Raw genomic sequence first — 22367 nt, forward strand, 5'->3', positions numbered from 1 at the left:
CATCCATGCTGGCCTCCTTCCAGCCAGCATGGTGAATCAGAAACGGGCTGATTTGGGAATCCCAAATCGATTCAACTTAACCCCATCCCGCTTTAGTACCCGCTCCGCCCTGAAGCTTTGCCGTACGTGCCCGCCTAGCGGTGCTGCCTATCCACTTTAGGAGACCTGCTCACACTGGTTGCCACCGGTGCACACGACCCGCTCTAACCAATTGAAAGACCTAAACTCTCGCTCCAATCCATCATCGGGGCCGTGGAAAATTCTCGATCTAAGTCATTCATTTCACTGAGATATTTCGGCCCCGATCTGTCCTTTATGTAATTGGGCCGATTGAGAAATCAGGTTTGAGCATGCTTCCGCTGTTTGGCTCTTCTAGGACCATATGTGTATAATTGGAGCCGGAAATCGCGTTTTCGGATTATCAGTGCACACGTCACGCACACGCGAGCCAGAGTGCACAGGCCACGCGCGCAGCGAGTATCAGAGACTATCGCGAGTATCGGTCGGGGAAATTGCCACAGGTTTATACTCAATCTGCAAAGTGAGTATAAGTCGCATGCCGATGTTGAGCTTATGGATCTCTGCTGAAATCACCGCCCAAGCATTTTTTTGATGCCGGCCAAACCGATCCGCAGGAACGGGTCTGAATGGATATAGAAATATTTGACGCCCCGTTCGAGCCAGAACGGTAGTTCGTCAGATGTCACGAGCGTCCCAGCGATCTTGCCCGCGGCGCGGATCTTCTTGACCGCAAGTTCGACCCGCTCCATCACGGCCTGCGGCCGCGGCTGTCCAAACGGCGGTGCCGGCGGATAGCCCATGTTCTGCGAGAGGTCGCCGGGCCCGATGAAGAAGACGTCAATGCCTTCGACCGCGAGCAGTGCGTCGATATCGTCGATCGCCTTGGGCGTCTCGATCATCGCAATGACAAGTCGCTTCTCGTGGTCGGCCGGACACGCATAGCGCACCGCATCGACGATGGCACGCGCCTGCTCGGCGGTATCGACCATCGGCACCATCAGGCCGTCCGCGCCGGCGTTGAGATAGCGGATCAGGACCGGCCGTTCATGGGAATGCGGGCGAACGATCGCGGCGCCACCGGCACCGCGGATGGCCTGCGCGGTCACGCGCACGTCCTCGAAGCTCCAGGTGCCATGCTCGCAATCGACGAAGATGGCGTCCGCACCGAGCTCGACCAGCCTGACCGCCAGTCCCGATGAGGCGTGATGCGGCGTGAGCATGGTGACCGCCTCGCCCCCGGCAAGGCGCTCGCGCAACTTGGCTCCGTTCATGGGATCCTCTTCTCTAACTCTTAGGCTTGTCGACAAGACCCGCAGGCGCGCCGACCCAGCGGGCCGTCTCGATGTCCGCGGACGTATCGCGCATGTAGGTCGGGCAGATGTGCAGCTCGGGAATCATGGCGCCCTTCTGCAGGCTCGCGCAGAGCAGCACCGCGCGTGCGACGTCGTGCGGATTGAGCATCACGGCGCGTTCGCTGTCCAACGGCGGGCGGGCGCGGTTGTCCATGATCGGCGTGTCCGTCTCGCCCGGCAGGATCGTCGTCGCGCGGATGCCCTGATTGCGGAACGTGTTGTGCAAGAAGGTCATGAAGTTCTTCACCCCGGCCTTGGCTGCGCCGTAGGCGGCGCCGCCGAGCAGGTTCGGGTTGACGACCGCGAGCGAGGACACCGTGATGATCGTGCCTTCCTTCCTGGCGATCATGTCCTCGAGCACGGCCTGGGTCAGGTTGAAGACGGCCGTGAGATTGACGTTGACCGTGGCGTTCCACTCCGCTTCGCTGATGAAGCGCGCGTTCAGCACCTTGCTGGCGCTGCCGGCGTTGTTGACGAGGATGTCGATCGATCCGACGTTGCCCTTGACCCAGGCAACCGTCTCGATGATCGCCTCGCGCGAGGCTACGTCGAGCGCGCGAGCCACGGCCTTGCCGCCTGCCTTCTCGATGACGGACACGACGGCCTCGAGCGGCGCGATGCGTCGCCCGGTCAGGACAACGGTCGCTCCCTCCTGGGCCAGCAGGATCGCGGTCTCTCGCCCGATCCCCGTGCCGGCCCCCGTGACGAGCGCAATCTTTCCGTCGAGCAGCCCCATGATTCCCCTATTCGGCAGCGGTCGCCGCCAGGCTTGAGCGTCGATATCCGTAGAACTGCCGCGCAGCCTGCGGTGTAATCAACCCCTCCGCAAGATCGAGTTCGATGGATGCCGCCGAGCGTTCGGACGTCTTGCCCCAGCCGCCGCCACCGGGCGTCTCGACTTCCAGGCGATCCCCGGTCTTCAAGACCACCTTGCCCTTAGGAAATTGCGGTTCGCCGTTCTTGTACACCTTGCCCGCGCTGCCGGACTGACCGCCGACCACACCGAAGCAGGGATGACGCACTCGCTCGGAAGCAAGGTAGATGTTCATCGGATTGCGGCCGAGGTTGCGCAGCACGACGTGCTGGCCGAGACCGCCCCGGCTCTTGCCCGCGCCCCCGGAATCCGGGATGAGCTCCTTGCATTCGACCAGCGCCGGCACGGCGAGCTCGAACATCTCGATGGCCGTGACCCTGCAATTGGATGGGAAGCTCAGCGTGTCGAGGCCATCGAACTCGGCGCGGGCGCCCAGCCCGCCGTGAAAATTCTGCACCGAGCCGTATTGCGTGCCGTCGTCGCGCCGGCCGACGCAATTGGCGGCCCAGATCGGCGCACCGCCGCTGTCACCCATCACTTTGCCCGGCACCACGCCCTGCAACGCCTTGAAGATCAGCGACGGAATGACGTGCCCGATCAGGTTGCGCGAGTTGCCGGCTGTCCATTGCTGCGGATTGAGGATGGAGCCCAGCGGCGCCTCGTCGGTGATCGGGGTGATGCAGCCCTCGTTGTTCGGCGTGTCCGGATCGAGCAGGCATTTCAGCGCATAGACCGAATGGGCGTAGCGATAATTGGTCCGGCAGTTGATCGAGTGAAGCACCTGGTCGGAAGTGCCGGCATAGTCGACGTGGATGGAATCGTCGCGGACGATGACGGAGGCCTTCAGCATCACGTCGGTGTCGTAGCCGTCGAGCAGCACCTCGGCGCTATAGATGCCGTTCGGCCATTGCCGGATCGCCCGCCGGGTCTGCGCTTCGGAGCGCGTATGGATCGCATCGGCGAGCCCGTCGATGCTGTCGAAATCGTACTCGTCGAGAAACTTCAGGAGTTCGCGACCCATGACGTTGTTGGCCGCGACCATGGATTCAAGATCGCCCATGACCTCGGTCGGGAGGCGAACGGAGGCGGCGATGACATCCAGCACGTCCTGGTTGGGAACGCCGGCCTTGTGCAGCTTCACGATTGGGAAGCGGATGCCCTCCTCGAAGATGTCACTGGCTTCGGAATGCAGGGGCGCGCCGCCGATGTCGGGCAGATGCGCGATCGAGCCGGCGTAAGCGACGACCTTCCCGTTCTTGAAGATCGGCGTGATCATCGTGACGTCGGGCAGATGCCCGGTGCCGATCTCGGGATCATTGGTGGCGAGCACGTCGCCTTCCTCCAGGGTCTCGACCGGAAACTTCGGCAGGAAGTATTTCTGCGCGGCGACCGGCAGCGAGGTGATGAACACCGGGATCGACCACGTGCACTGCGCGAGCGCGCGGCCGCGGCTGTCGAGCAGCACGGTCACATAATCGTGGTTCTCGCGCACGATCGGCGAGAACGCGGTGCGGCCGAGCACGATGTCGGCCTGGTCGGCGATGAAGATCAGGCGATTCCACATCACCTGGAGATTGATGGGATCGTTGAAGTCGGCAGCGTTCACGGACATGGATACCTCGTACTCAGGCGATGTTGATCACGAGATTGCCGTTGATGTCGACGTGAGCCGTGCCACTCGGTCCAACGACCGCGGTGGACTCCCGCTGCTCGACAATCGCCGGTCCCTTGATCTCCTCGCCGACCGGCAATTTGTAGTGATCATAGACCGGCGTTTCGACGAAGCCATTACGCTCGCTGAAATAGACCGCGCGCGCACCTTTCCTCGCCTCGGCGGCGTGCCGCGTGTGCGGGCGGGTGACCTGACCCTTTTGCCCGCTGGAGCGCAGACGCCAGGTGATCACCTCGACGGACGAGCCTGCAACGATTCGGCCGAACAGCTCGCGATACAGCTTGTAGAAGTTGGCGAGCAGCTCTTCGTGGAACTGCTTCGGCGGGAGCTTGCGATCCGGCAGGGCGACTGTGATCTCGTGGCCCTGGCCGACGTGGCGCATGTCAACGGTGTAGGTGTTGGTGATCGTCTCCAACGCAACGCCGGCGGCGCGGACGACCTCGGCGCCCTCGGCCGCGAGATCGCCGAGCAGGCGATCCATCGCAGCGAAATCCCAATTGTCGACCTGCATGGGGAAACTCGCGGAGAGATCGACCGCCACCGGCGCGATCAAGAGGCCGATCGCCGAGGTGACGCCGGCGCCGGTCGGGCAGATGATGCGCTTGATGCCGAGCTTGCGCGCGATGCCATAGGCATGCACCGGGCCCGCGCCGCCGAAAGCGACCATCGGCAAGCTGCGCGGATCGACGCCAAGGTCGGTCGCGTGCACCGCTGCCGCCTTGCTCATGGATTCATTGACGAGATCGTGGATTCCCCAGGCACAGCGGGGAACACTGACGTCGAGCGAGGATGCAAGCTTCGTCATCGCCGCGAGCGCGGCATCCTTCGACACCTTGAACGAGCCGCCGACGAAGGATTCCGTGCCCATGTAGCCGAGCAGGATATCCGCATCGGTCACGGTCGGCTCGGTGCCGCCGCGCTGATACGCGGCCGGCCCCGGCATCGCGCCCGCCGAGCGCGGCCCGACGTCGAGCAGGCCGAGCGGGTTCTTCGCTGCAATCGAGCCGCCACCGGCGCCGATCTCGAGCATGCGGATCGACTGGATTTTTAGCGGAAAGCCCGAGCCCTTGCGGAAGCGATGGTAGTGCGCGACCTCGAGATCGGTGCCGACGGTCGGCTCGCCGTTCGGGATCAGGCATAGTTTTGCGGTGGTGCCGCCCATGTCGAAGGACAGCACGCTGCCCTCGCCGGCGATGCGGCCGAACTCGGCGGCGGCGACGGCGCCTGCGGCCGGTCCCGATTCAATCAGGCGCACCGGCAGCTCGGCGGCGCGGCTGCTCGGCACGAGGCCGCCCGACGAGGTCATCCAGAGCACCTGGCGATCGATGCCCCTGGCGGCGAATTCGCGCTCGAGATGGGCGACGTGGCCCGACATCTGCGGCCGGGTATAGGCGTTGACGACGGTGGTCGACGCGCGGTCGAACTCGCGCACCTCCGGGCACACCTCGGAAGACAGCGACACGAAGATGTCAGGGTCCTCCTCGCGCAGCAGCGCCGCGATGCGCTGCTCATGATCGGGATATTTGTAGGCGTGCAGCAGGCAGACGGCGACGGATTTGATGCCCTCCTCGCGCAACCGGCCGGCGATCTCGCGGACCGTGCCCTCCTCCAGCGCCGTGATCACCTCGCCATCGGCGGCGATGCGCTCGACGGCGCCGAAGCTGTTGGCGCGCGTCACCAGCGGGTCCGGATATTTGAGGTCCAGATCGTAGAGATCGTAGCGCCCTTCGTTACGGATGCGCAGCATGTCTTGGAAGCCGGCGGTCGAGATGAAGCCGGTCTTGATGCCCTTGCGCTCCAGCACGGCATTGGTGACGACCGTGGTGGCGCCCAGCACCTGGAGCGCATCGAGATCGACGACATCACCGAATTGCCCGAGCAGCTCGGAGACACCGCGAACCACGGCCTCGGCCGGGTTGGCCGGCGTGCTCAGCACCTTGTGAAGATGCAGCTCGCCCTTGTCGTCGAGCAGCGCGAAATCGGTAAAAGTTCCCCCGGTATCGAATGCGAGCTTGGCCATCTTTGTCCTCGAAGCGATTGTCTTCGAGCGTAGGAAATGCGGTTGGGGCCGACCACCACAACTCCCGTCTGCCGCCATAGGTTTTGTTTATGGCCTGACGAAATCGGCGCGACGCAGTTGCCGCGCAAGCCGGGCTTTAACGTCCAGCAGTGTTAGCTAGATCGCTTTAATGCCCTGCGGATGGCTACGCATCAGCTTCTCGACCACGGTCAGAAGCACCGAGCGCGTGGCGAGTGCAGGCTCCGACAGCGGTAGGTGATCGGAGACGCACAGCGAGACGGTCGCCTCGATGGCCGGCCGCACCAGGCGCCGCACCTCGACACCGCCAAAGCTCGACGCGGTCGCCGCGACCGAGGCCGGCAGGATGGTCGAGCCGAGCCCTTCCGTTACGGCGGCGCCGAGCGCGGAGACGGATTCGATCTCGGAGGCGACGTTCGGCGTCACCCGTGCCCGCGCCAGCGATTCATCGATCAGGCGGCGCAGGAAATGCCCTTGGCTCGGCAGCAACAGCTTGACGTCGGCCAGCGCCGACAGCGGCAGCGGCTCGTCCGTCGGCTTCTTCGCCGAAGGCTCCGCACGGGAGACCAGATACAGCTCCTCGCGGAACAGCGGCTGGAGCTTGACGCCCTTGATCGGACCGGAGCCGTAGATCATGGCCATGTCCATCTTGCCGGTCATGATCAGCTCGCTCAGCACATGGCCGAAGCTGTCATTGATATGGACGACGATCTGCGGATGCAGCGCCGACATCTCCTTCAAGATCGGCAGCGACAACGTGCTCGACGCCGAATAGGTCGCGAGCCCGATCGACACCCGCCCGGCCAGCGCCTTGGTCGACTGATCGATGTCGATCTGCGCCTGCTCAATCTGCTTCAGCAGCAATTGCGCATGACGGTAGAGGATGAGACCGGCCTCAGTCGGGACGATGCCGTGATTGCTGCGCAGCAGCAGCTTGTGCTTGAAGTGGCTCTCGAGCGCCGCGATCTGCTGGGACAGCGCCGGCTGCGCGGTGCGCAGCAGGCCGGCGGCGCGCGAGACGCTGCCGGCATCGACGACCTTGACGAAGCTCTTGAGCTTCCTGAAATCGACGCTCATCTGTGTCGGACGCTGGTCCTGAACCAACGGGGGCGCCCATTCGGTTCATTCATGAAAACGCGGTCTGGACCGGCACTATCCTTTATCTAGCCCCTTGATTTCAATCGGTTTCTTCGCCTTCGCGCCGATTTGGCAGGCAACGCCGGCTCCGCCCTCAGCGGAGCGCCCTGCAAGCCTTCTCGATGCGGTCACAGGCCTGCTTGATCGCCTCCATCGAGGTCGCAATCGAGAGGCGGAAATACGGGGAGAGCCCGTAGGCCGCGCCTTGCACCGCGGCGACACCGAAATCATCGAGCAGATAGAGCACGAAATCGAGATCGTTCTCGATGACCTTGCCATCAGGGGTGGTCTTGCCGATCACGCCGGCGCAGCCGGGATAAAGATAGAAGGCCCCGTCGGGCACCAGGCAGGACAGGCCGGGGATCGCGTTCAACCGCGCGCAGGCATAGTCGCGGCGCTCCTTGTAAAGCTTGACGCTGTCGCGAACGAACGACTGGTCGCTGGCCAGCGCATGGGCGGCGGCGGCCTGGCTGATCGACGACGGGCAGGACGAGATCTGCGATTGCAGCTTGTTGATGGCGGCAACCAGCGGCGCGGGACCCGCGGCATAACCGATCCGCCATCCGGTCATGGCATAGGTCTTGGACACACCATTGGTGAGCAGGATGCGGTCCTTGAGCGCGGGCGCCGCGGCGGCAAGCGTCGTTGCAGGCTCGTCGCGGTACCAGATCTGGTCATAGATGTCGTCGGACAGCACGAGCACGTGGGGATGGCGCAACAGCACGTCGCCGATCGCCTTGAGATCCGCGCGGGAATAGGCCGCACCGGTCGGGTTCGAGGGCGCATTCAGGATCAGCCAGCGCGTTCGCGGCGTGATCGCAGCTTCCAGCGCATCCGCTGTGAGCTTGAAACCCTGGTTCTCCGAGCAGCGGACGATGACCGGCTTGCCGTCATTGGCGATGACCATATCTGGATAGGAGACCCAATAGGGCGCAGGAATGATAACTTCCGCCCCCTCCTCCACGCTCGCCATCAGCGCGAGAAACAGGATCTGCTTGGCGCCGCCGCCGACGCAGATCTCGTTGTCGGCATAGTCAAGGCCAAGGCGCCGCTTGTAGTCGGCGATAACGGCCTTGCGCAGGGCGACGGTGCCGTTGACGGCGGTATATTTGGTCTCGCCGCGATCGATCGCCTCATGCGCCGCCACCTTGACGTGATCCGGCGTGTCGAAATCGGGCTCGCCGATCGCCATGTCGACTATGTCGCGACCGGCCGCCTTCAGCTCGCGCACGCGCGCGGAGGCTGCCGTGGTCGGAGATATCTTGATGCGCGAGACGCGCGCGGCCGGCACGAAGATCGTCACTGTGGTCGTCCTTTGGTTGCGAATGTGTCAGCGCCCGCCCAGCGAGCGCGGTGTCAGTGTTCGACCTCGGTCTCACCGCGCATGCGGCCGGTGAGGAAGAGCTCGCCGAGCTCGTCATGGGTGATGTCGGCGGGACGGCCGTCCCAGATCACCTTGCCGAGCCGCAGGATGACGGCGCGCTGCGCAACCGCCATCGCCTTCTTGGTATTCTGCTCCACCAGCAGAATGGTCTGGCCGGCAGCATTGATGCGCAGCAGCTCGTCGAAGACGATTCCGATCGCGGTCGGCGACAGGCCGACCGACGGTTCATCGACCAGCAGGATCTTTGGCCGCTGCAACACCGCCATCGCGACCTCGAGCAGCTGCTGCTCGCCGCCGGACATGTTGCCCGCAAGAGTGTTGCGACGCGTCTTCAGGATCGGAAAAAGATCGTAGACATAGTCGCGCTCGGCCTTCACCTGGCCGTCGCGCAGCGTATAGGCGGCCATCTGCAAATTCTCGTCGACCGTCATGACCGGAAAGTTGCAGCGGCCCTGCGGCACCCAGGAGATGCCTTCGGCTAGGATCGCGCGCGACTTCAGAGCCGTGATGTCCTTGCCCTGCCAGTTGATGTTACCGCCCTTGATCGTGGTCATGCCGTAGAGCGTCTTCAGCAGCGTCGACTTGCCGGCGCCGTTCGGGCCCATCAGCGCGACGAACTGCCCCTGCGGCACGTCGAGATCGACGCCGTTGAGGATGTCGAGCGAGCCGTAGCCCGCGCGCAGGCCCTTGATCGAGAGAGAGGGTTCAGCCACCGAGATAGGCCTCCCGCACAGCCTGGTTCTGGACAATCTCGCCGGGCATTCCTTCCGCGAGCTTGCGCCCCTGGTCGAGCACGACCACGCGCTGGCACAGGCTCGTGACCACGTCGATATTGTGCTCGATGATCAGGAAGCTGACACCGAAGGAGGTGTTGGCGAGGCGGATGCTCTCGACCACACGCTCGATCAGTTTCGGATTGATGCCGGCCATGGGCTCATCGAGCAAAATGAGTTTTGGCTCGGGCATCAGCATCGAGGCGAACTGGATCAGCTTCTGCTGGCCGCCGGAGAGCTTGCCGGCCGGCTGGAAGCGCACGTCCCAGAGGCCCGCGATCTTGATCAGCTCGCGCGCCCGGTCCCTGAGCGCTGCGACGCGATTGCGGGCAGCGGCCCCGATCCCGAAGGTCGACAGGATCCCGGGAAAGGTGAACATCTGCCCGGCGATGACAAGGTTCTCCTCGATGTCGAGCGCAGAGAACACCACGGTCTTCTGGAACGAGCGCAGCATGCGCCCCTCCCGCGCGATGTCGTTCAGCGACCACCCGGTGATGTCCTGGCCGTCGAGCTTCACGGCGCCCGCGCTCGGCCGGGCGAGCCCGGTTACGCAGTCGAAGAAGGTGGACTTGCCGGAGCCGTTCGGACCGATCAGCCCGCAGATCTCGCCGCGATCGACATGGAGGTCGACACCGTCGACGGCGCGCACGGCGCCGTAGGATTTGCAGAGGCCGGAGATATCGAGGATCGGCAATCCGTTCATTTGCGCTTCTCCAGGAAAGACGAGAAGCGGCCGATCAGCGGTGCGAACCCGTTCGGGAACCAGAACACCAGCCCGAGCAGGAAGAAACCGTAGGCGATCATGCGCAATTCAGGCGCGACGCGCAGCGCTTCGGTGAGGCCGACGAACAGCAGGCTGCCGAAGATCACGCCCGAGATGGTCCCTGCGCCACCGCCGAGCACGATGATCAGCATCGTCGTCGAATAGTACATCTGGAAGGTCAGCGGGCTGACCACGGTCAGATAGTGCGCATAGAGGCTGCCGCCGAAACCCGCAAAGGCCGCGCTGATCATGAAGACGACCAGCTTGTAGTGCCAGGTCGGAATGCCCACGGATTCAGCCAGCGTCTCGTTCTCGCGAATGGCGATCATGTTGCGGCCCGCCGGCGAGCGCACGATCAGATAGACGACGAGGGTCGCGAGCGCAGCGATGACGAGCACCAGATAATAGAAGCCAACGGTTCCGGAGACCGTGAATGAGGCCGGCCCCAGCGCGAAGTGAGGCTTTGGCACCCCCGCGAGCCCCATGTCGCCACGCGTCAGGCTGATCCAGTTCTTGGCGATCGCCTGCCCGATGATGACGAAGCCGAGCGTGCACATCACGAACGACGTGGCCCGCAATCTCAGCGCGGGGATTCCGAGCGGCAGCGCGATGATGCCGGTCACAACGCCGGCGGCGAGGAAGTTGACGTAGAACGGCGTGCCGAAATGCACCGCCAGTAGCGCCGAGGTATAGGCACCGATGCCGAAGAACGCTGCCTGCGCCAGCGACAATAGCCCGGTATAGCCGAGCAGCAGGTTGAGCCCATGCGCCGGCAGCAGGAAGATTAGCGCAATGATGATGGCGTGCAGCGGATAATTGCCGAGGAACAGCGGCGCGATGCAGGCGAGCGCAATGAGTGCGACGCCGAAGGGACCACGAAGATCCCGCCCCGCTGCGACCGTGCGTTCGGCTGGTGTCACGGTCACTTCTCTGACGATCTCGGTCAAATGCCAAATCCCATCGCGATCAGAAGCGCGCCTGCGCGGAGAACAGCCCGTGCGGGCGCCACATCAACACCAGCATCAACGTCGCAAAGCCAACGGTGTCGCGGAACTGCAGGCCGATATAGGTGGCCACCAGGCTCTCCGCGATGCCGAGGATCATCGCCGCGACGAACGTGCCGCGGACATTGCCGAGTCCGCCCATGATGATGATGGGCAACGTCTTGAAAGTGATGAGCTCGCCCATGCCGCCATAGACACTGACATTCACCGGCGCCGTCAGCACGCCCGAGAGCGCCGCAAGACCGGCGCCGAGGATGAAGGTCCAGAGCGCGATATGACGGACGTCGATACCGACCACCGCGCAGCACTCGATGTTCTGCGAGACCGCGCGCATCGCCTTGCCCATCCGGCTGTAGGTGACCATCAGCTCGAGGCCGACGAACACGATCATGCCGACGATGATGATCAGGATGCGCTGCTCGGCCAGCGTGAAGCCGAACAGCGTTACCGGCTCGATGTAGCCGCCGGAAAAGAACTTGTAGCTGCCGCCGAACACCAGGATGATCGTGTTCTGCAGGATCAGCGCGGCGCCAAGGGTCGCGAGCACGCCGGCCTCGGCCGGCGCGCCCACGATCCGCTGCATCACGAAATTGCCGACGATGACCGCGATCAGCGCCGTTGTCACCACACCGATCACCACCGCGACCGGATAGGGCAGATCGAAATACTCGATCGCGAACCAGGCCCCGAAAGTGCCGAGCATGTAGTATTCGCCGTGGGCGAAATTGATGGCGCGCAGTACGCCGAAGATCATCGTCATGCCGACGGCTACGATCGCATAGACCGATCCGGAAACGATGCCGTTAACGACCTGCTCGATGACCGTGAAGAACATGTGATTACCGCTGCCCTATTTGGGATAGTCGATCTCGGCCGAATAGGCTCCCTTGATAGCAGGCTTGCCGTTCTCGATCTCGAGAAGGATCATCGGCAAGCGCGCCTGATTGTGGTCGTCGAAGGTCACTTCGCCGACCGCGCTCGTATAGTGAATGTTGGAGAGCGCGGACCGCACCTTCTCGCGATCGATGCTCTGGGCCTCCTCGATCGCCCTGGCCAGCAAATGCACCGTCTCCCAGTGCACATAGGCGTGGTTGTTGGGCGCTTCACGATACTCGGCGGTGAATTTTTCGACGAACGCCTTACTCTTCTCGGACTCGTAGGCCGGAAGCCAGGCCGCCGCCTCGATCGCGCCTTCGAGCGCCTTGGGCGCGGCCTTGATGGTGCTTGCCGTGTTGAACTCGGCATTCCCGATCAGCGGGATCTTGCCGGCAATCCCGACCTCCATCATCTGACGCCCGACGATGGGCGTGGAATCGGCGTTGCCGTACATGATGATGGCCTGGGCGCCGGAATCGCGGATCTTGGACAGCACGCTACGGAAATCCACCTCGCCTTCCTTGTAATAGTCTTCCGTCAGGATCTGGCTCTTGAAGCGCGGCAGGTACTTCTTGGTGAACTCGATGGCCGCCCGCCCGTAGTCGGTGTCGACCGAGAGCACGGCGTATTTGGTAAAGCCCTTCTTTTCAGCGGCGTATTGCAGCACGATGAGAGCGCGGTTCTCGTCAGTCGGATAGTTGCGATAGGTCCATTTGAACCCGCCGACGCCCGCCTTGTAGGTGATCTTCGGATTCGACGAGGCGGCATTGAGGAGGAGCACGCCGGCGTCCTCGGCCACCGGCTGCATCGCAAGCGTCACGGAACTCGAGACATCGCCGATGATGAAGTCGACGTGATCCTGGTCGATCAAGCGCCGGGTTGCGGAAACGCCCTCGACTGGGGTGCCCTGGCTGTCACCGGGCAGGATATTGATCTTGCGTCCGCCGACGCCCCCAACGCTGTTGATTTCCTTGGCCGCCATCTGCGCACCGCGCATCGAGAAGGAGCCATACCGGGCATTCGGTCCGCTCATCGGAGCGACGAGACCCAGCCTGACGGTCCCATCTTCGCTTCGAGCCGCAAAGGCGCTGGAGGAAACGGTCTGAAGTCCAATCAGGGCGGTCCCGATGCAAAATCCCCGTCGGCTCAACTCGATCGTCATTTGCCCGCTCCATTGCTGCTACAAAATGATGCGGCCCGCAAACTCTGCCACTTCAGTGGTCTTGCCCTTGGAACTTTTTGCTGCGGCCGACGGTAAAAAATAGATTTACGTTCGATGACAGGGGAAGCACGACTGCGGTCTGCCGCCATAGCGAATTCTTATGGCGCCCCTGTCGCGCTCGATGCAGCTAGCGCTGCGCGCGCGAGAGCGACTGGCAACAAATGCCCGCTTGAATCACGTTCGCCCTGCGCTCAGTTCCGAACGGCCTCCTTCGGCCCCCGCGCGCGAACCGGCGCGGACGGCGCATCTGCTACCCCGCGCCTCGACCTAAACTGTCGAACAGTGCAGGCGGGCGAGCAGTCGAGTGGACCGATGCGGGCGCCATCCACATCGGAAGGCCTGATCACGTTAGCTGTGAATAGATTTTTCTTGATCTCCCGGTGCACACGTCGCGCACACGACGCGCTCTAACCAATTGAAAGACCTAAACTCTCGGTCCAATCCGTTTCGGTTCGCGCCCTCGACCACCGAGAATCTTCACCAGCGCGGCCAAGAAGCTTTCCGCGGCCGGTGACATGCCGACGGCCGGCGTCATGTAGGTAACCTCACATGCAGCCTCAACACGATGGCCTGCAGCAGCGAGGGCCCATCGACCGACTGCCTCATGGACGCGTCGGCAGTCACGTCATCCGAATCCAGGCGCCTTTGCATGTCGCGGATTTCACGGCAGCATCGATGAACTTCACGCCTGCGAGGCCATCCTCAACGGTTGGGAAGATCACCTCAGGATCCGGCTTTTGGCCGGCCTCTGCCGCGCGGATGGCGCGCGCTGCCTCAGCATAGATGGTCGCGAAACCTTCAAGGTAGCCCTCCGGGTGGCCAGAGGGGACGCGGGTGACCCGTCCCGCCTCGCCCAAGGTGCCGGCGCCGCCCCTGGTCAGGAGCTGCTTCGGCCGGCCGTAGGGCGTGAACCAGAGCTGGTTCGGGTTTTCCTGCGCCCATTCGAGGCCGCCTTTGCTGCCGTAGACGCGCAACCTGAGGCCGTTCTCATTGCCGACGGCGACCTGACTCGCCCACAGCATGCCCTTGGCGCCGCCTTTCCACCTAAGGAGGATCTGGACATCGTCATCGAGGCGCCGCCCCTCAACGAAGGTCGACAGTTGTGCGAGCATTTCGTCGAGCTCGAGCCCGGTGACGAAGCAGGCGAGATTGTAGGCGTGGGTGCCGATGTCGCCGATGCACCCGCCAGCGCCGGACCGCGCCGGGTCCGTGCGCCACGCCGCCTGCTTGTGGCTGCTTGCCTCCAACCGCTCGGTCAGCCAATCCTGGAGATATTCGGCATGTACCAGCCGGATCTCGCCGAGGTCGCCATTCGCGACCATGGCACGGGCCTGGCGGACCATGGGATAGCCCGTATAGTTGTGCGTCACCACGAACACCTTGCCGCTCTTCCTGACGAGCGCCGCGAGTTCCTCGGCCTCTGCGACGGTTGTCGTCAGCGGCTTGTCGCAGATGACGTGGATGCCGGCTTCAAGGAAGGTCTTCGCGACCGGGCTGTGCATGTGGTTTGGAGTTACGATCGAGACCGCCTCAATGCCGTCCGCGCGCGCGGCTTCGACCTTCGCCATCTCTTCGAAAGAGCCATAGGCGCGATCGTCGGCAATGCCGAGCTCCTTTGCCGAAGCCTTGGCCCGAACCGGATCGGACGCGAGCGCACCAGCAACAAGCTCGAACTGGTCGTCGATACGGGCCGCGATCCGGTGTACGGCGCCGATAAAGGCTCCTTGGCCGCCACCGACCATGCCGAGCCGGATACGACGATGACCGCCAGCTTCATTGCTTGCTTCGATAGCCATATTGTCCCCTCGCTCAGCAGATGCCCAGCATCTTGCGGTTCGCCTGCTGGTCCGTACCGGAACCTGCGAAATCGTCGAAAGCTTTTTCGGTGACGCGGATGATATGGTTTTTGATGAACTCCGCGCCCTCGCGCGCACCCTGCTCAGGATGCTTCAGCGCGCATTCCCATTCGAGCACCGCCCAGCTCGCGTAATCGTACTGCGTCAACTTCGTGAAAATGGCGCCGAAATCGACTTGGCCATCGCCCAGCGAGCGGAAGCGGCCGGCACGGTCGACCCAGCTTTGGAACCCGCCGTAGACACCCTGGCGGCCGGTCGGATTGAACTCGGCGTCCTTGACATGGAAGGCTTTGATGCGCGCCTGGTAGATGTCGATGTAGTCGAGGTAGTCGAGCTGCTGCAGCACGAAGTGCGATGGGTCGTAGAGCAGGTTCGCGCGTTTATGGTTATTCACCCGCTCGAGGAACATCTCGTAGGAGACACCGTCGTGCAAATCTTCGCCCGGATGGATCTCGTAGGCGAGATCAACGCCCTGCTCGTCCGCATGGTCAAGGATCGGCCGCCAACGCTTCGCGAGTTCGTCGAAGGCGGCCTCGATGAGGCCAGCCGGACGCTGCGGCCACGGATAGATGTAGGGCCAGGCAAGTGCGCCCGAGAAGGTTGCATGCACCGTGAGCCCGAGGCGCTTAGAGGCTAAGATCGCGCGCTTGACCTGGTCGACGGCCCATTCGGTGCGCGCGTTCGGATTGCCGCGAACCTCAGGTGCGGCGAAGCCGTCAAACGCCATATCATAGGCCGGATGAACGGCGACGAGCTGGCCCTGGAGATGGGTCGAGAGCTCGGTGATGGAAAGGCCGTGACGGGCTGCGATACCTTTCACCTCGTCGGCATAGGTCTGCGACTCCGAGGCCTTCTTCAGGTCGAAGAGCCGCTCATCCCAGCTGGGAATCTGAACCCCCTTGTAGCCAAGCGAGGCGGCCCATCCGCAGATCGAGTCGAAGGAATTGAACGGCGCCGCGTCGGCAGCAAACTGAGCGAGGAATATCGCTGGTCCCTTGATCATCTTCATCAAATGCTTCCTTCTAACCTGGACGCTCCGCCAATACGCGCCCGCTGAGTTCGATACCCCACCAAAACCTGCCTCCCATTGCTGGTTTCAGGAGACGGAACGGTAGACCGGGCGATCGCATCTGGGAGCATGTCCCGCTTCAGAACGTCTCCCCGGTCCACAACGCCGTCGCATCGACGTCGGACAGCGGCGCTGGTCGCTCGACGCGCGAGTGCACTGCGATCTCTCCGCCTTCGACGCTGGCCTTGAGGATCGCGTGCTTCACTTCTAGCGCGTGGCTCGCCAGCGCGCCGGAGGATCGGTGTGGCGTGCCGTGCAGGACCGCGCTTGCAAGTTCGGCGACGCCCAGGCAACGATAGTTGGCTTGGTTGGGCATGTGATCAGCCCAATTCGGCGAGCGCCAGTTGGGCTTGCCGAACGGCCGGTCGTCGGCGGGGACCGAGATCCAGTCGCCACCCCTCTCTGTGTATTGCACCGCGCCGCCAAAGAAGTTGGGATCCGGCACGCGCAGCGAGCCCTCGGTGCCGTAGAGTTCGATCGGCGGATGTCCGTGTTTCCAGACGTCCCAGCTCATCGCAAAGATGATGTCGGCGCCTGACTCGAAATGCAGCAGCGACATGACTGTCGTCGGGGTTTCAACTGCGATGGTCTTGCCGTTCATCGGCCCCTTCGAGGTGACGAATCGCGAGGCGAAGCCGGCGCTCGCGCGCCCCTGCACCAGCGCGACGGGACCCAACAGGTTGATCAGCGTCGCAAGGTAATAGGGCCCCATGTCGAGGATCGGCCCGCCGCCCGGCTTGAAGAAGAACGTTGGATCGGGGTGCCAGTGCTCCATGCCATGCGACATCAGAAAGCAGGTGCCGTATAGCACTTTGCCGATCCGACCCGTATCGACGAACTCGCGCGCCATCCGCCCGCCGCCGCCAAGGAAAGTATCCGGCGCGCAGCCGAGCTTCAGGCCGCGACGCGCCGCCTCCGCGACCAGTGCCGCGGCGTCGTTGGCTTCCACCGTGATCGGCTTTTCGCCGAACACGTGCTTGCCGGCGTTAAACGCCGCCTGGCTTACGCCGTAGTGCGCGTTCGGCGTGGTGAGATTGACGACGATCTGGATATCGGGGCGCGCCAGCAGCGCTTCGATCGACAACGCCTCGATGCTGAACTGCGCCGCCTGGGCTTGCGCGGCCTCAGGCCGCAGGTCGGCACAGGCGATTAGCTTGAGATCGCGGAATTTTGGCATGTTGTGCATGTAGATCGTCGAGATGTTACCGCATCCGACGATGCCGACTCCCAGCTTGCTCATGATCAACTCCCCGTCACGTCCATGACGACACGGTCTCGCGCGCCCTGCGCGCGAAGCGGGCGACGTCGTTCGGCTTGTCGTGTTCAGCGACAAACAGGGAGACCCCGGCCTCCTTCATCGCCGCGCGCAGCGCCGACCAATTCATGGTGCCGTGGCCGGGATCTGCCCAGCCGTCCTCGTCGGCGCACTGTCCAGATGGTGCGAGATCCTTGATGTGGCAAGCGACCAGGCGCTGCGCATGCTTCTTGATCTCGGCGACCGGATCGCCGCTACCTCGCACGATCCAGGCGAGATCAGCCTCCCAGACGAGGTCGGGGGCCTCCTCGAACAAGCATTCGAGATAGGTCTTGCCGCTCGCGCTACGGCCGTATTCCCAATGATGGTTGTGCCAGCCGAATTTGAGCCCCTCGCCGCTCATCATCTTTCCGATCTCAGCAAGCTCGCGCCCAATACCGCGCCATTCCTCTTCTCCACCCTCGCGCTCGTCCAATGGTGGGGCCGGCGCAAAGATGGTCTCGATGCCGATTCCCTTGCACATCCTCGCTGTGCCGACCGCGTCCCCGCGCAGCCGGTCGAGGCCGACATGGGCGCTCGGCGCTGTCATCCCGTGGACCTCGAGGAGCTTCTTCAGCGTCTCGGGATCGTTGAACAGTGCGCCCCAGGGCTCCACCATCGTGTAGCCGAGACTGGCCAGCAGCGCGAATTGCGCCTCGAGTGGGGTGATGGAGCGCGCAGAATAGAGCTGGATGGAGAATCGGTCGATCGGCTTGGTCATGTCTCGCTTTCTGCTGGGTGGAGGATCTAGAGACGCTGTCCGCTTGTCTCATCGAACAGCGACAGGGCGTCGGCGGGGAAGCAGACGGTGAGCGTGTCCCCCACGCGCACTTGCGCGTCGGCATCATGACGGAAGGAGAAGGCGGTGCCGTCGGCGAGGCGGCACCAGATCAGCGTGTCGGCGCCCATCGGCTCGACCATCTCGATGCGCGCGGACACGGAGGATGGATCGTTGGCCGCGGTCAACTCGATATGCTCGGGCCGGATGCCGAGAACAGCCGGCGCATCGGTCGGCTGGCTGCGGAAGGCATAACCGTTTAAGCTAACACGGTTTACACCGGCGATGAATGCGATCTCGCTGCCGCGAGCGAGCCGACCGGGAATGAAGTTCATCGCGGGCGAGCCGACGAAAGAAGCGACGAAGCGGTTGACGGGCTCGCGATAGATCTTCTTCGGCGTGTCGAGCTGCTGGATCACGCCACCCTGCATCACCGCGATCCGGTCCGCGAGCGTCAGCGCCTCGATCTGATCGTGCGTCACGTAGATCATCGTGGCGCCCAGCCGCGCATGCAGCCGCTTGATCTCGACCCTGAGCTCGGCGCGCAGTTGGGCGTCCAGATTGGAGAGCGGTTCGTCGAACAAATAGACGCCGGCATGGCGCACCAGCGCTCGTCCGATCGCGACACGCTGGCGCTGGCCGCCGGAGAGTTCGCTGGGACGGCGGTCGAGCAGGCTCGTGAGCCGCAGCATCTGCGCGGCCTCCCCGACGCGGCGCTCGATCTCGTCTCGCGGCGTGCCCGCGACCGTCAACCCGAACGACATATTCCGGCGCACGCTCATGCGCGGATACAGCGCGTAGCTCTGGAACACCATCGCGATGCCGCGATCCTTCGGTTCTGCCCAGGTGACATCGCGGCCGCCAATCTGGATCTCGCCACCCCTGACCTCGATCAGCCCCGCGATCGCGTTGAGCAATGTCGACTTGCCGCAGCCGGACGGCCCAAGCAGCACGAGAAACTCGGACGTCTCGACGTGGAGATTGAGGTTCTCCAGCACCTTCAGGCCGCCAAAGCCGATCTGCAAACTCCTGATGTCGACATTCGATTTCTGCATGCTGGGTCAGCCTTTCACCGCGCCGGCGGCGATGCCGCGCACGAACCAGCGGCCGGAGCCGAAATAGACGACGAGCGGCAACAGCGCGGTCAACAGTGTTGCCGCCATGTCGACATTGTAGGCGCGCTCGCCTTGCGTCGAATTGACGATGTTGTTGAGTTGCACCGTCATCGGCAGATTGTCGCGGCCGGCGAAGACGAGCCCCAGGATGAAATCGTTCCAGATGCCGGTTGTCTGCAGGATCACCGCGACCACGATCATGGGGGTGGCCATCGGCATCATGATCCGCGCATAGATCTGGTAGAAGCCGGCGCCGTCGACGCGGGCGGCCTTGAACAACTCGACCGGCAGCGACGCGAAATAGTTGCGAAACAGCAGCGTCATCGTGGGAAGGCCGAAGATCGTGTGGATGATCACGATGGTTGAGAGCGACTGCCCGAGCCCGGTGAAGGAGAACACGCGCACCAAGGGATAGATGAACACCTGATAGGGAATGAACGCGACCACCATCATCGCTCCGAACAGGATGTTGGCGCCGCGCACACGCCACAGCGACAGCGCATAGCCGGTGAGCGAGCCGACCAGGATGGAGATGACCACCGACGGCACCAGGATGCGCAGCGAGTTGAGAAAACCGATCTTGATGCCCTGGCAGGTCAGTCCGGTACAGGCCGACGTCCAGGCCTTGATCCACGCGTCGATGCTGGGCGCTGCCGGCAAGGCCAACAGATTCCCCTGCCGGATCTCCGCCATCGGCTTCAGCGAGGTGACGACCATTACATAGAGCGGCAGCAGGAAGTAGAGCGCGGTAACGAAGATGAAGGCATAGAGGCCCCAGCGCGCCGCGGTCATGCGCTTCGGCCGGCGAGCGGCGGGCAAGGGCTGCGCTACCGCGGTCATCGCACCTCTCCCTTGCGCGCGCGCCAGTAGAGATAAGGCGCGACCACCGCGATCACCGTGATGAGCATGGTGGTGGCCGCCGCCGTCGCAAGCCCGATATTGGCGCGTTCGAACAAATGATCCATGACGAATTTGGCAGGCACCTCCGACGCGATGCCGGGCCCGCCATTGGTCATCGCGACCGACAGGTCGTAGAGGCGTACCACTGCGGTCGATAGCAGCACCGCGGCGGTCGCAAAGCTTGCACCCATCATCGGAATGATGATGGAGACATAGACCCGCCATTTCGGCAGGCCGTCGACCCGCGCCGCCTTCCAGATCTCCTCGTCGACGCCGCGCAGACCAGCGAGCATGATCGCCATCACGAGGCCGGATGCCTGCCAGACACCCGCGATGACCAGGCAGTAGATTGCGGTCTCCGGCCGCACGATCCAGTCGAAGGTCGCGCCTTCGAAGCCCCAGCTGCGCAGCACATGCTGGATGCCCAGCGTCGGGTTGAGCAACCACTGCCAGACCAGGCCCGTGACGACGAAGGACATCGAGTAGGGATAGAGATAGATCGAGCGGATCGTGTCTTCGGCGCGCACCCGCTGATCGATCGCAACCGCAAGCAGGAAGCCGACCAGAAGCGCGAGTGAAACGAACAGCACGCCGTAGATGACGATGTTGTGGACCGAGGTGATCCAGCGGTCGTTTCCGAGCAACAACTCATACTGCCGCAGCCCGACGAAATTGTTGTTCGGCAGCATGCGCGAATTGGTCAGCGACATCCACACGGTCCAACTGGTGGCACCGATATAGACGACGAGCATCACCAGCAGCGCCGGTAAGAGCGCGGAGATCGTGGAAAGTCGCGAGTTCAGCGAAAGACGCATCGCATCGCCGGATTGAAGAGAGGTCCACGGGCAGGAAAGGCGGCCGACAGTTCGTCAGCCGCCATTTGTGATGCATCACTCCTGGGACTTCAGCACCGCAGCGACCTTGACGGAGAATTCATCGGCGCTCATATTGGTGTTCCAATACTGCGAGATGGCATCCTGCAGCGCACCGATCAGCGCCGGCGGTGCCAGCATGTCGCCGGACGGCATTTGCTGGGCCTTGTCTGCGACATAGCGCATGCCCTTTTGGGCGCAAGCGTCGAGTGCGGACGTATCGACATCGCTACGCACCGGGATCGAGCCCTTCTTCAGCGCGAACTGGATCTGGGTCTCGGGCGTCAGCATCAGTCTCGCCAACGTCATCTGCGCCTTGGTGGCGGATGAGTCCTTCGCCTTCGGGAATACGAACACGTCGCCGCCCATCACATAACCGCCGCTGCCATTGGACAGCACCGTGCAGCCATAGTCCTTATCGGCGACCTTGCCCGCCGCGATGAATTCGCCCTTGGCCCAGTCGCCCATGATCTGCATTCCGGCCTTGCCCTGGATGACGAGGTTGGTCGCGTCGTTCCAGTTGCGGCCGGGCGCGCCGGCATCGACATAGTCCTTGAGCTTCTTGTAGGTGACGGCGACCGCCTTGAATTCGGCGCTCCGCGCCAGCGACACGTCGCGCTTGCCGAGGATGCCGGTCCACATCTGGGCGCCGCCGACGCCGATCATGACCGAGTTGAACAGGTTTTGCTCCCAGTTCTTCTGGCCCGAGAATGCCAACGGGATCACTTTGCCGTCGGCCTTAAGCTTGTCGAGAATGGTGAGAGCGTCATTCCAGGTCTTCGGCTCGGCGGCGCCGACGGAGGCGAGCACAGCCTTGTTGTACCAGAGCCAATTCTGACCGTGGATGTTGATCGGCACCGCATACATCTTGCCGTTGCGGGTCGCCGCGGCAATGATCGCGGCGGGCATCACGCCTTTCCAGTTGCCTTCGGTTGCGATCGCATCGACGTCTGCGAGCAGACCGCCTTCCACCAACTCGTCGAACTGCTTGCCGGTGTTGAGCTGCATGGCGGTCGGCGGGTTGCCGGCGACGGTGCGGCTGATCGCGGCGTTTCGCGCATTCGCAGCGCCGGCGACCGCGCTGTCGATCCAGGTGCCGCCGGCCTTGGTGAACTGGTCGGCAAACACCTTCACAGCGGCCGCCTCGCCGCCGGAGGTCCACCAGTGGATGACTTCGGCCTTCATCTCTTCCGCGGAAACTGGCGCCGAGGCCCAGGCCATGGCGACAATCGCTACCGATGCGAACAAGGTGCGCTTCATCATTCCCTCCCGGATTTGCCTTTGCAGGCCTGTGTAATTCGTCTTACGGCCCTTATGGACTCGCTGTGGCTTTACATGCCGCATGTAATCGATTACATTTTCATGCTAGCAGAACTTCAAGATTTTGCAAGTCCCGTCATGACGCCGAGATGGCGAACCTCGATATG

The 22367-nt window shown here is 63.2% G+C and carries 19 protein-coding genes; all 19 read right to left on the minus strand.

Annotation, left to right across the window (positions count from 1 at the left end; all coding sequences use genetic code 11):
* Window positions 1-590 precede the first annotated feature (590 nt).
* On the minus strand, window positions 591-1292 hold the full coding sequence (locus tag QQL28_RS36775) for an HpcH/HpaI aldolase family protein (RefSeq protein ID WP_284273585.1): 702 nt from the start codon (window positions 1290-1292) through the stop codon (window positions 591-593).
* Between the two features lie 13 nt (window positions 1293-1305).
* Window positions 1306-2109 (minus strand): SDR family NAD(P)-dependent oxidoreductase, encoded by an 804-nt coding sequence (locus QQL28_RS36780; RefSeq protein ID WP_284273587.1) that lies wholly within the window; start codon window positions 2107-2109, stop codon window positions 1306-1308.
* 7 nt (window positions 2110-2116) lie between these two features.
* A complete protein-coding gene (locus QQL28_RS36785) occupies window positions 2117-3799 on the minus strand; it encodes a hydantoinase B/oxoprolinase family protein (RefSeq protein WP_284273589.1) in 1683 nt (560 codons plus the stop codon).
* A 13-nt stretch (window positions 3800-3812) separates the two neighbouring features.
* A complete protein-coding gene (locus QQL28_RS36790; protein ID WP_284273591.1) occupies window positions 3813-5879 on the minus strand; it encodes a hydantoinase/oxoprolinase family protein in 2067 nt (688 codons plus the stop codon).
* A 156-nt stretch (window positions 5880-6035) separates the two neighbouring features.
* Window positions 6036-6974, minus strand: coding sequence for a nitrogen assimilation transcriptional regulator NAC (nac, locus tag QQL28_RS36795; protein WP_284273593.1), 939 nt, complete (start codon window positions 6972-6974; stop codon window positions 6036-6038).
* Between the two features lie 154 nt (window positions 6975-7128).
* On the minus strand, window positions 7129-8337 hold the full coding sequence (locus QQL28_RS36800; protein ID WP_284273595.1) for an aspartate transaminase: 1209 nt from the start codon (window positions 8335-8337) through the stop codon (window positions 7129-7131).
* Window positions 8338-8390: 53 nt separating this feature from the next.
* Window positions 8391-9131 (minus strand): branched-chain amino acid ABC transporter ATP-binding protein, encoded by a 741-nt coding sequence (locus QQL28_RS36805; RefSeq protein WP_284273597.1) that lies wholly within the window; start codon window positions 9129-9131, stop codon window positions 8391-8393.
* Window positions 9124-9894 carry an ABC transporter ATP-binding protein gene (locus QQL28_RS36810; RefSeq protein ID WP_284273599.1) on the minus strand — a complete coding sequence of 257 codons (771 nt, stop codon included), beginning with the start codon at window positions 9892-9894 and terminating at the stop codon, window positions 9124-9126. The genes QQL28_RS36805 and QQL28_RS36810 overlap by 8 nt, the downstream gene beginning before the upstream one ends.
* The gene (locus QQL28_RS36815; protein ID WP_284273601.1) at window positions 9891-10901 is read right to left on the minus strand and encodes a branched-chain amino acid ABC transporter permease; all 1011 of its coding nucleotides are present in this window, start codon (window positions 10899-10901) and stop codon (window positions 9891-9893) included. Before QQL28_RS36815 ends, QQL28_RS36810 begins: the two co-directional genes overlap by 4 nt.
* Window positions 10902-10920: 19 nt before the next feature.
* A complete protein-coding gene (locus QQL28_RS36820) occupies window positions 10921-11793 on the minus strand; it encodes a branched-chain amino acid ABC transporter permease (protein ID WP_284273603.1) in 873 nt (290 codons plus the stop codon).
* A 15-nt stretch (window positions 11794-11808) separates the two neighbouring features.
* Window positions 11809-12996: an ABC transporter substrate-binding protein gene (locus QQL28_RS36825; RefSeq protein WP_284273604.1), complete on the minus strand. Its 1188-nt coding sequence runs from the start codon at window positions 12994-12996 to the stop codon at window positions 11809-11811.
* Between the two features lie 680 nt (window positions 12997-13676).
* On the minus strand, window positions 13677-14852 hold the full coding sequence (locus QQL28_RS36830; protein ID WP_284273606.1) for a Gfo/Idh/MocA family protein: 1176 nt from the start codon (window positions 14850-14852) through the stop codon (window positions 13677-13679).
* 13 nt (window positions 14853-14865) lie between these two features.
* Window positions 14866-15921, minus strand: a complete 1056-nt coding sequence (locus QQL28_RS36835; protein WP_284273608.1) for a sugar phosphate isomerase/epimerase family protein — start codon at window positions 15919-15921, stop codon at window positions 14866-14868.
* Between the two features lie 139 nt (window positions 15922-16060).
* Window positions 16061-17221 (minus strand): Gfo/Idh/MocA family protein, encoded by a 1161-nt coding sequence (locus QQL28_RS36840; protein WP_284273609.1) that lies wholly within the window; start codon window positions 17219-17221, stop codon window positions 16061-16063.
* 13 nt (window positions 17222-17234) lie between these two features.
* Window positions 17235-17996 (minus strand): sugar phosphate isomerase/epimerase family protein, encoded by a 762-nt coding sequence (locus QQL28_RS36845; protein WP_284273611.1) that lies wholly within the window; start codon window positions 17994-17996, stop codon window positions 17235-17237.
* Between the two features lie 26 nt (window positions 17997-18022).
* Window positions 18023-19108, minus strand: coding sequence for an ABC transporter ATP-binding protein (locus QQL28_RS36850; RefSeq protein WP_284273614.1), 1086 nt, complete (start codon window positions 19106-19108; stop codon window positions 18023-18025).
* A gap of 6 nt (window positions 19109-19114) precedes the next feature.
* Window positions 19115-20008: a carbohydrate ABC transporter permease gene (locus QQL28_RS36855; RefSeq protein WP_284273616.1), complete on the minus strand. Its 894-nt coding sequence runs from the start codon at window positions 20006-20008 to the stop codon at window positions 19115-19117.
* Entirely contained in the window at window positions 20005-20883 is an 879-nt protein-coding gene (locus QQL28_RS36860) for a carbohydrate ABC transporter permease (RefSeq protein ID WP_284273618.1), read from the minus strand. The genes QQL28_RS36855 and QQL28_RS36860 overlap by 4 nt, the downstream gene beginning before the upstream one ends.
* 75 nt (window positions 20884-20958) lie before the next feature.
* Window positions 20959-22200 carry an ABC transporter substrate-binding protein gene (locus QQL28_RS36865; RefSeq protein WP_284273620.1) on the minus strand — a complete coding sequence of 414 codons (1242 nt, stop codon included), beginning with the start codon at window positions 22198-22200 and terminating at the stop codon, window positions 20959-20961.
* Between the last annotated feature and the right edge of the window lie 167 nt (window positions 22201-22367).

Origin of the sequence: Bradyrhizobium iriomotense (assembly GCF_030160715.1) — a bacterium.
GTDB lineage: Bacteria > Pseudomonadota > Alphaproteobacteria > Rhizobiales > Xanthobacteraceae > Bradyrhizobium > Bradyrhizobium iriomotense.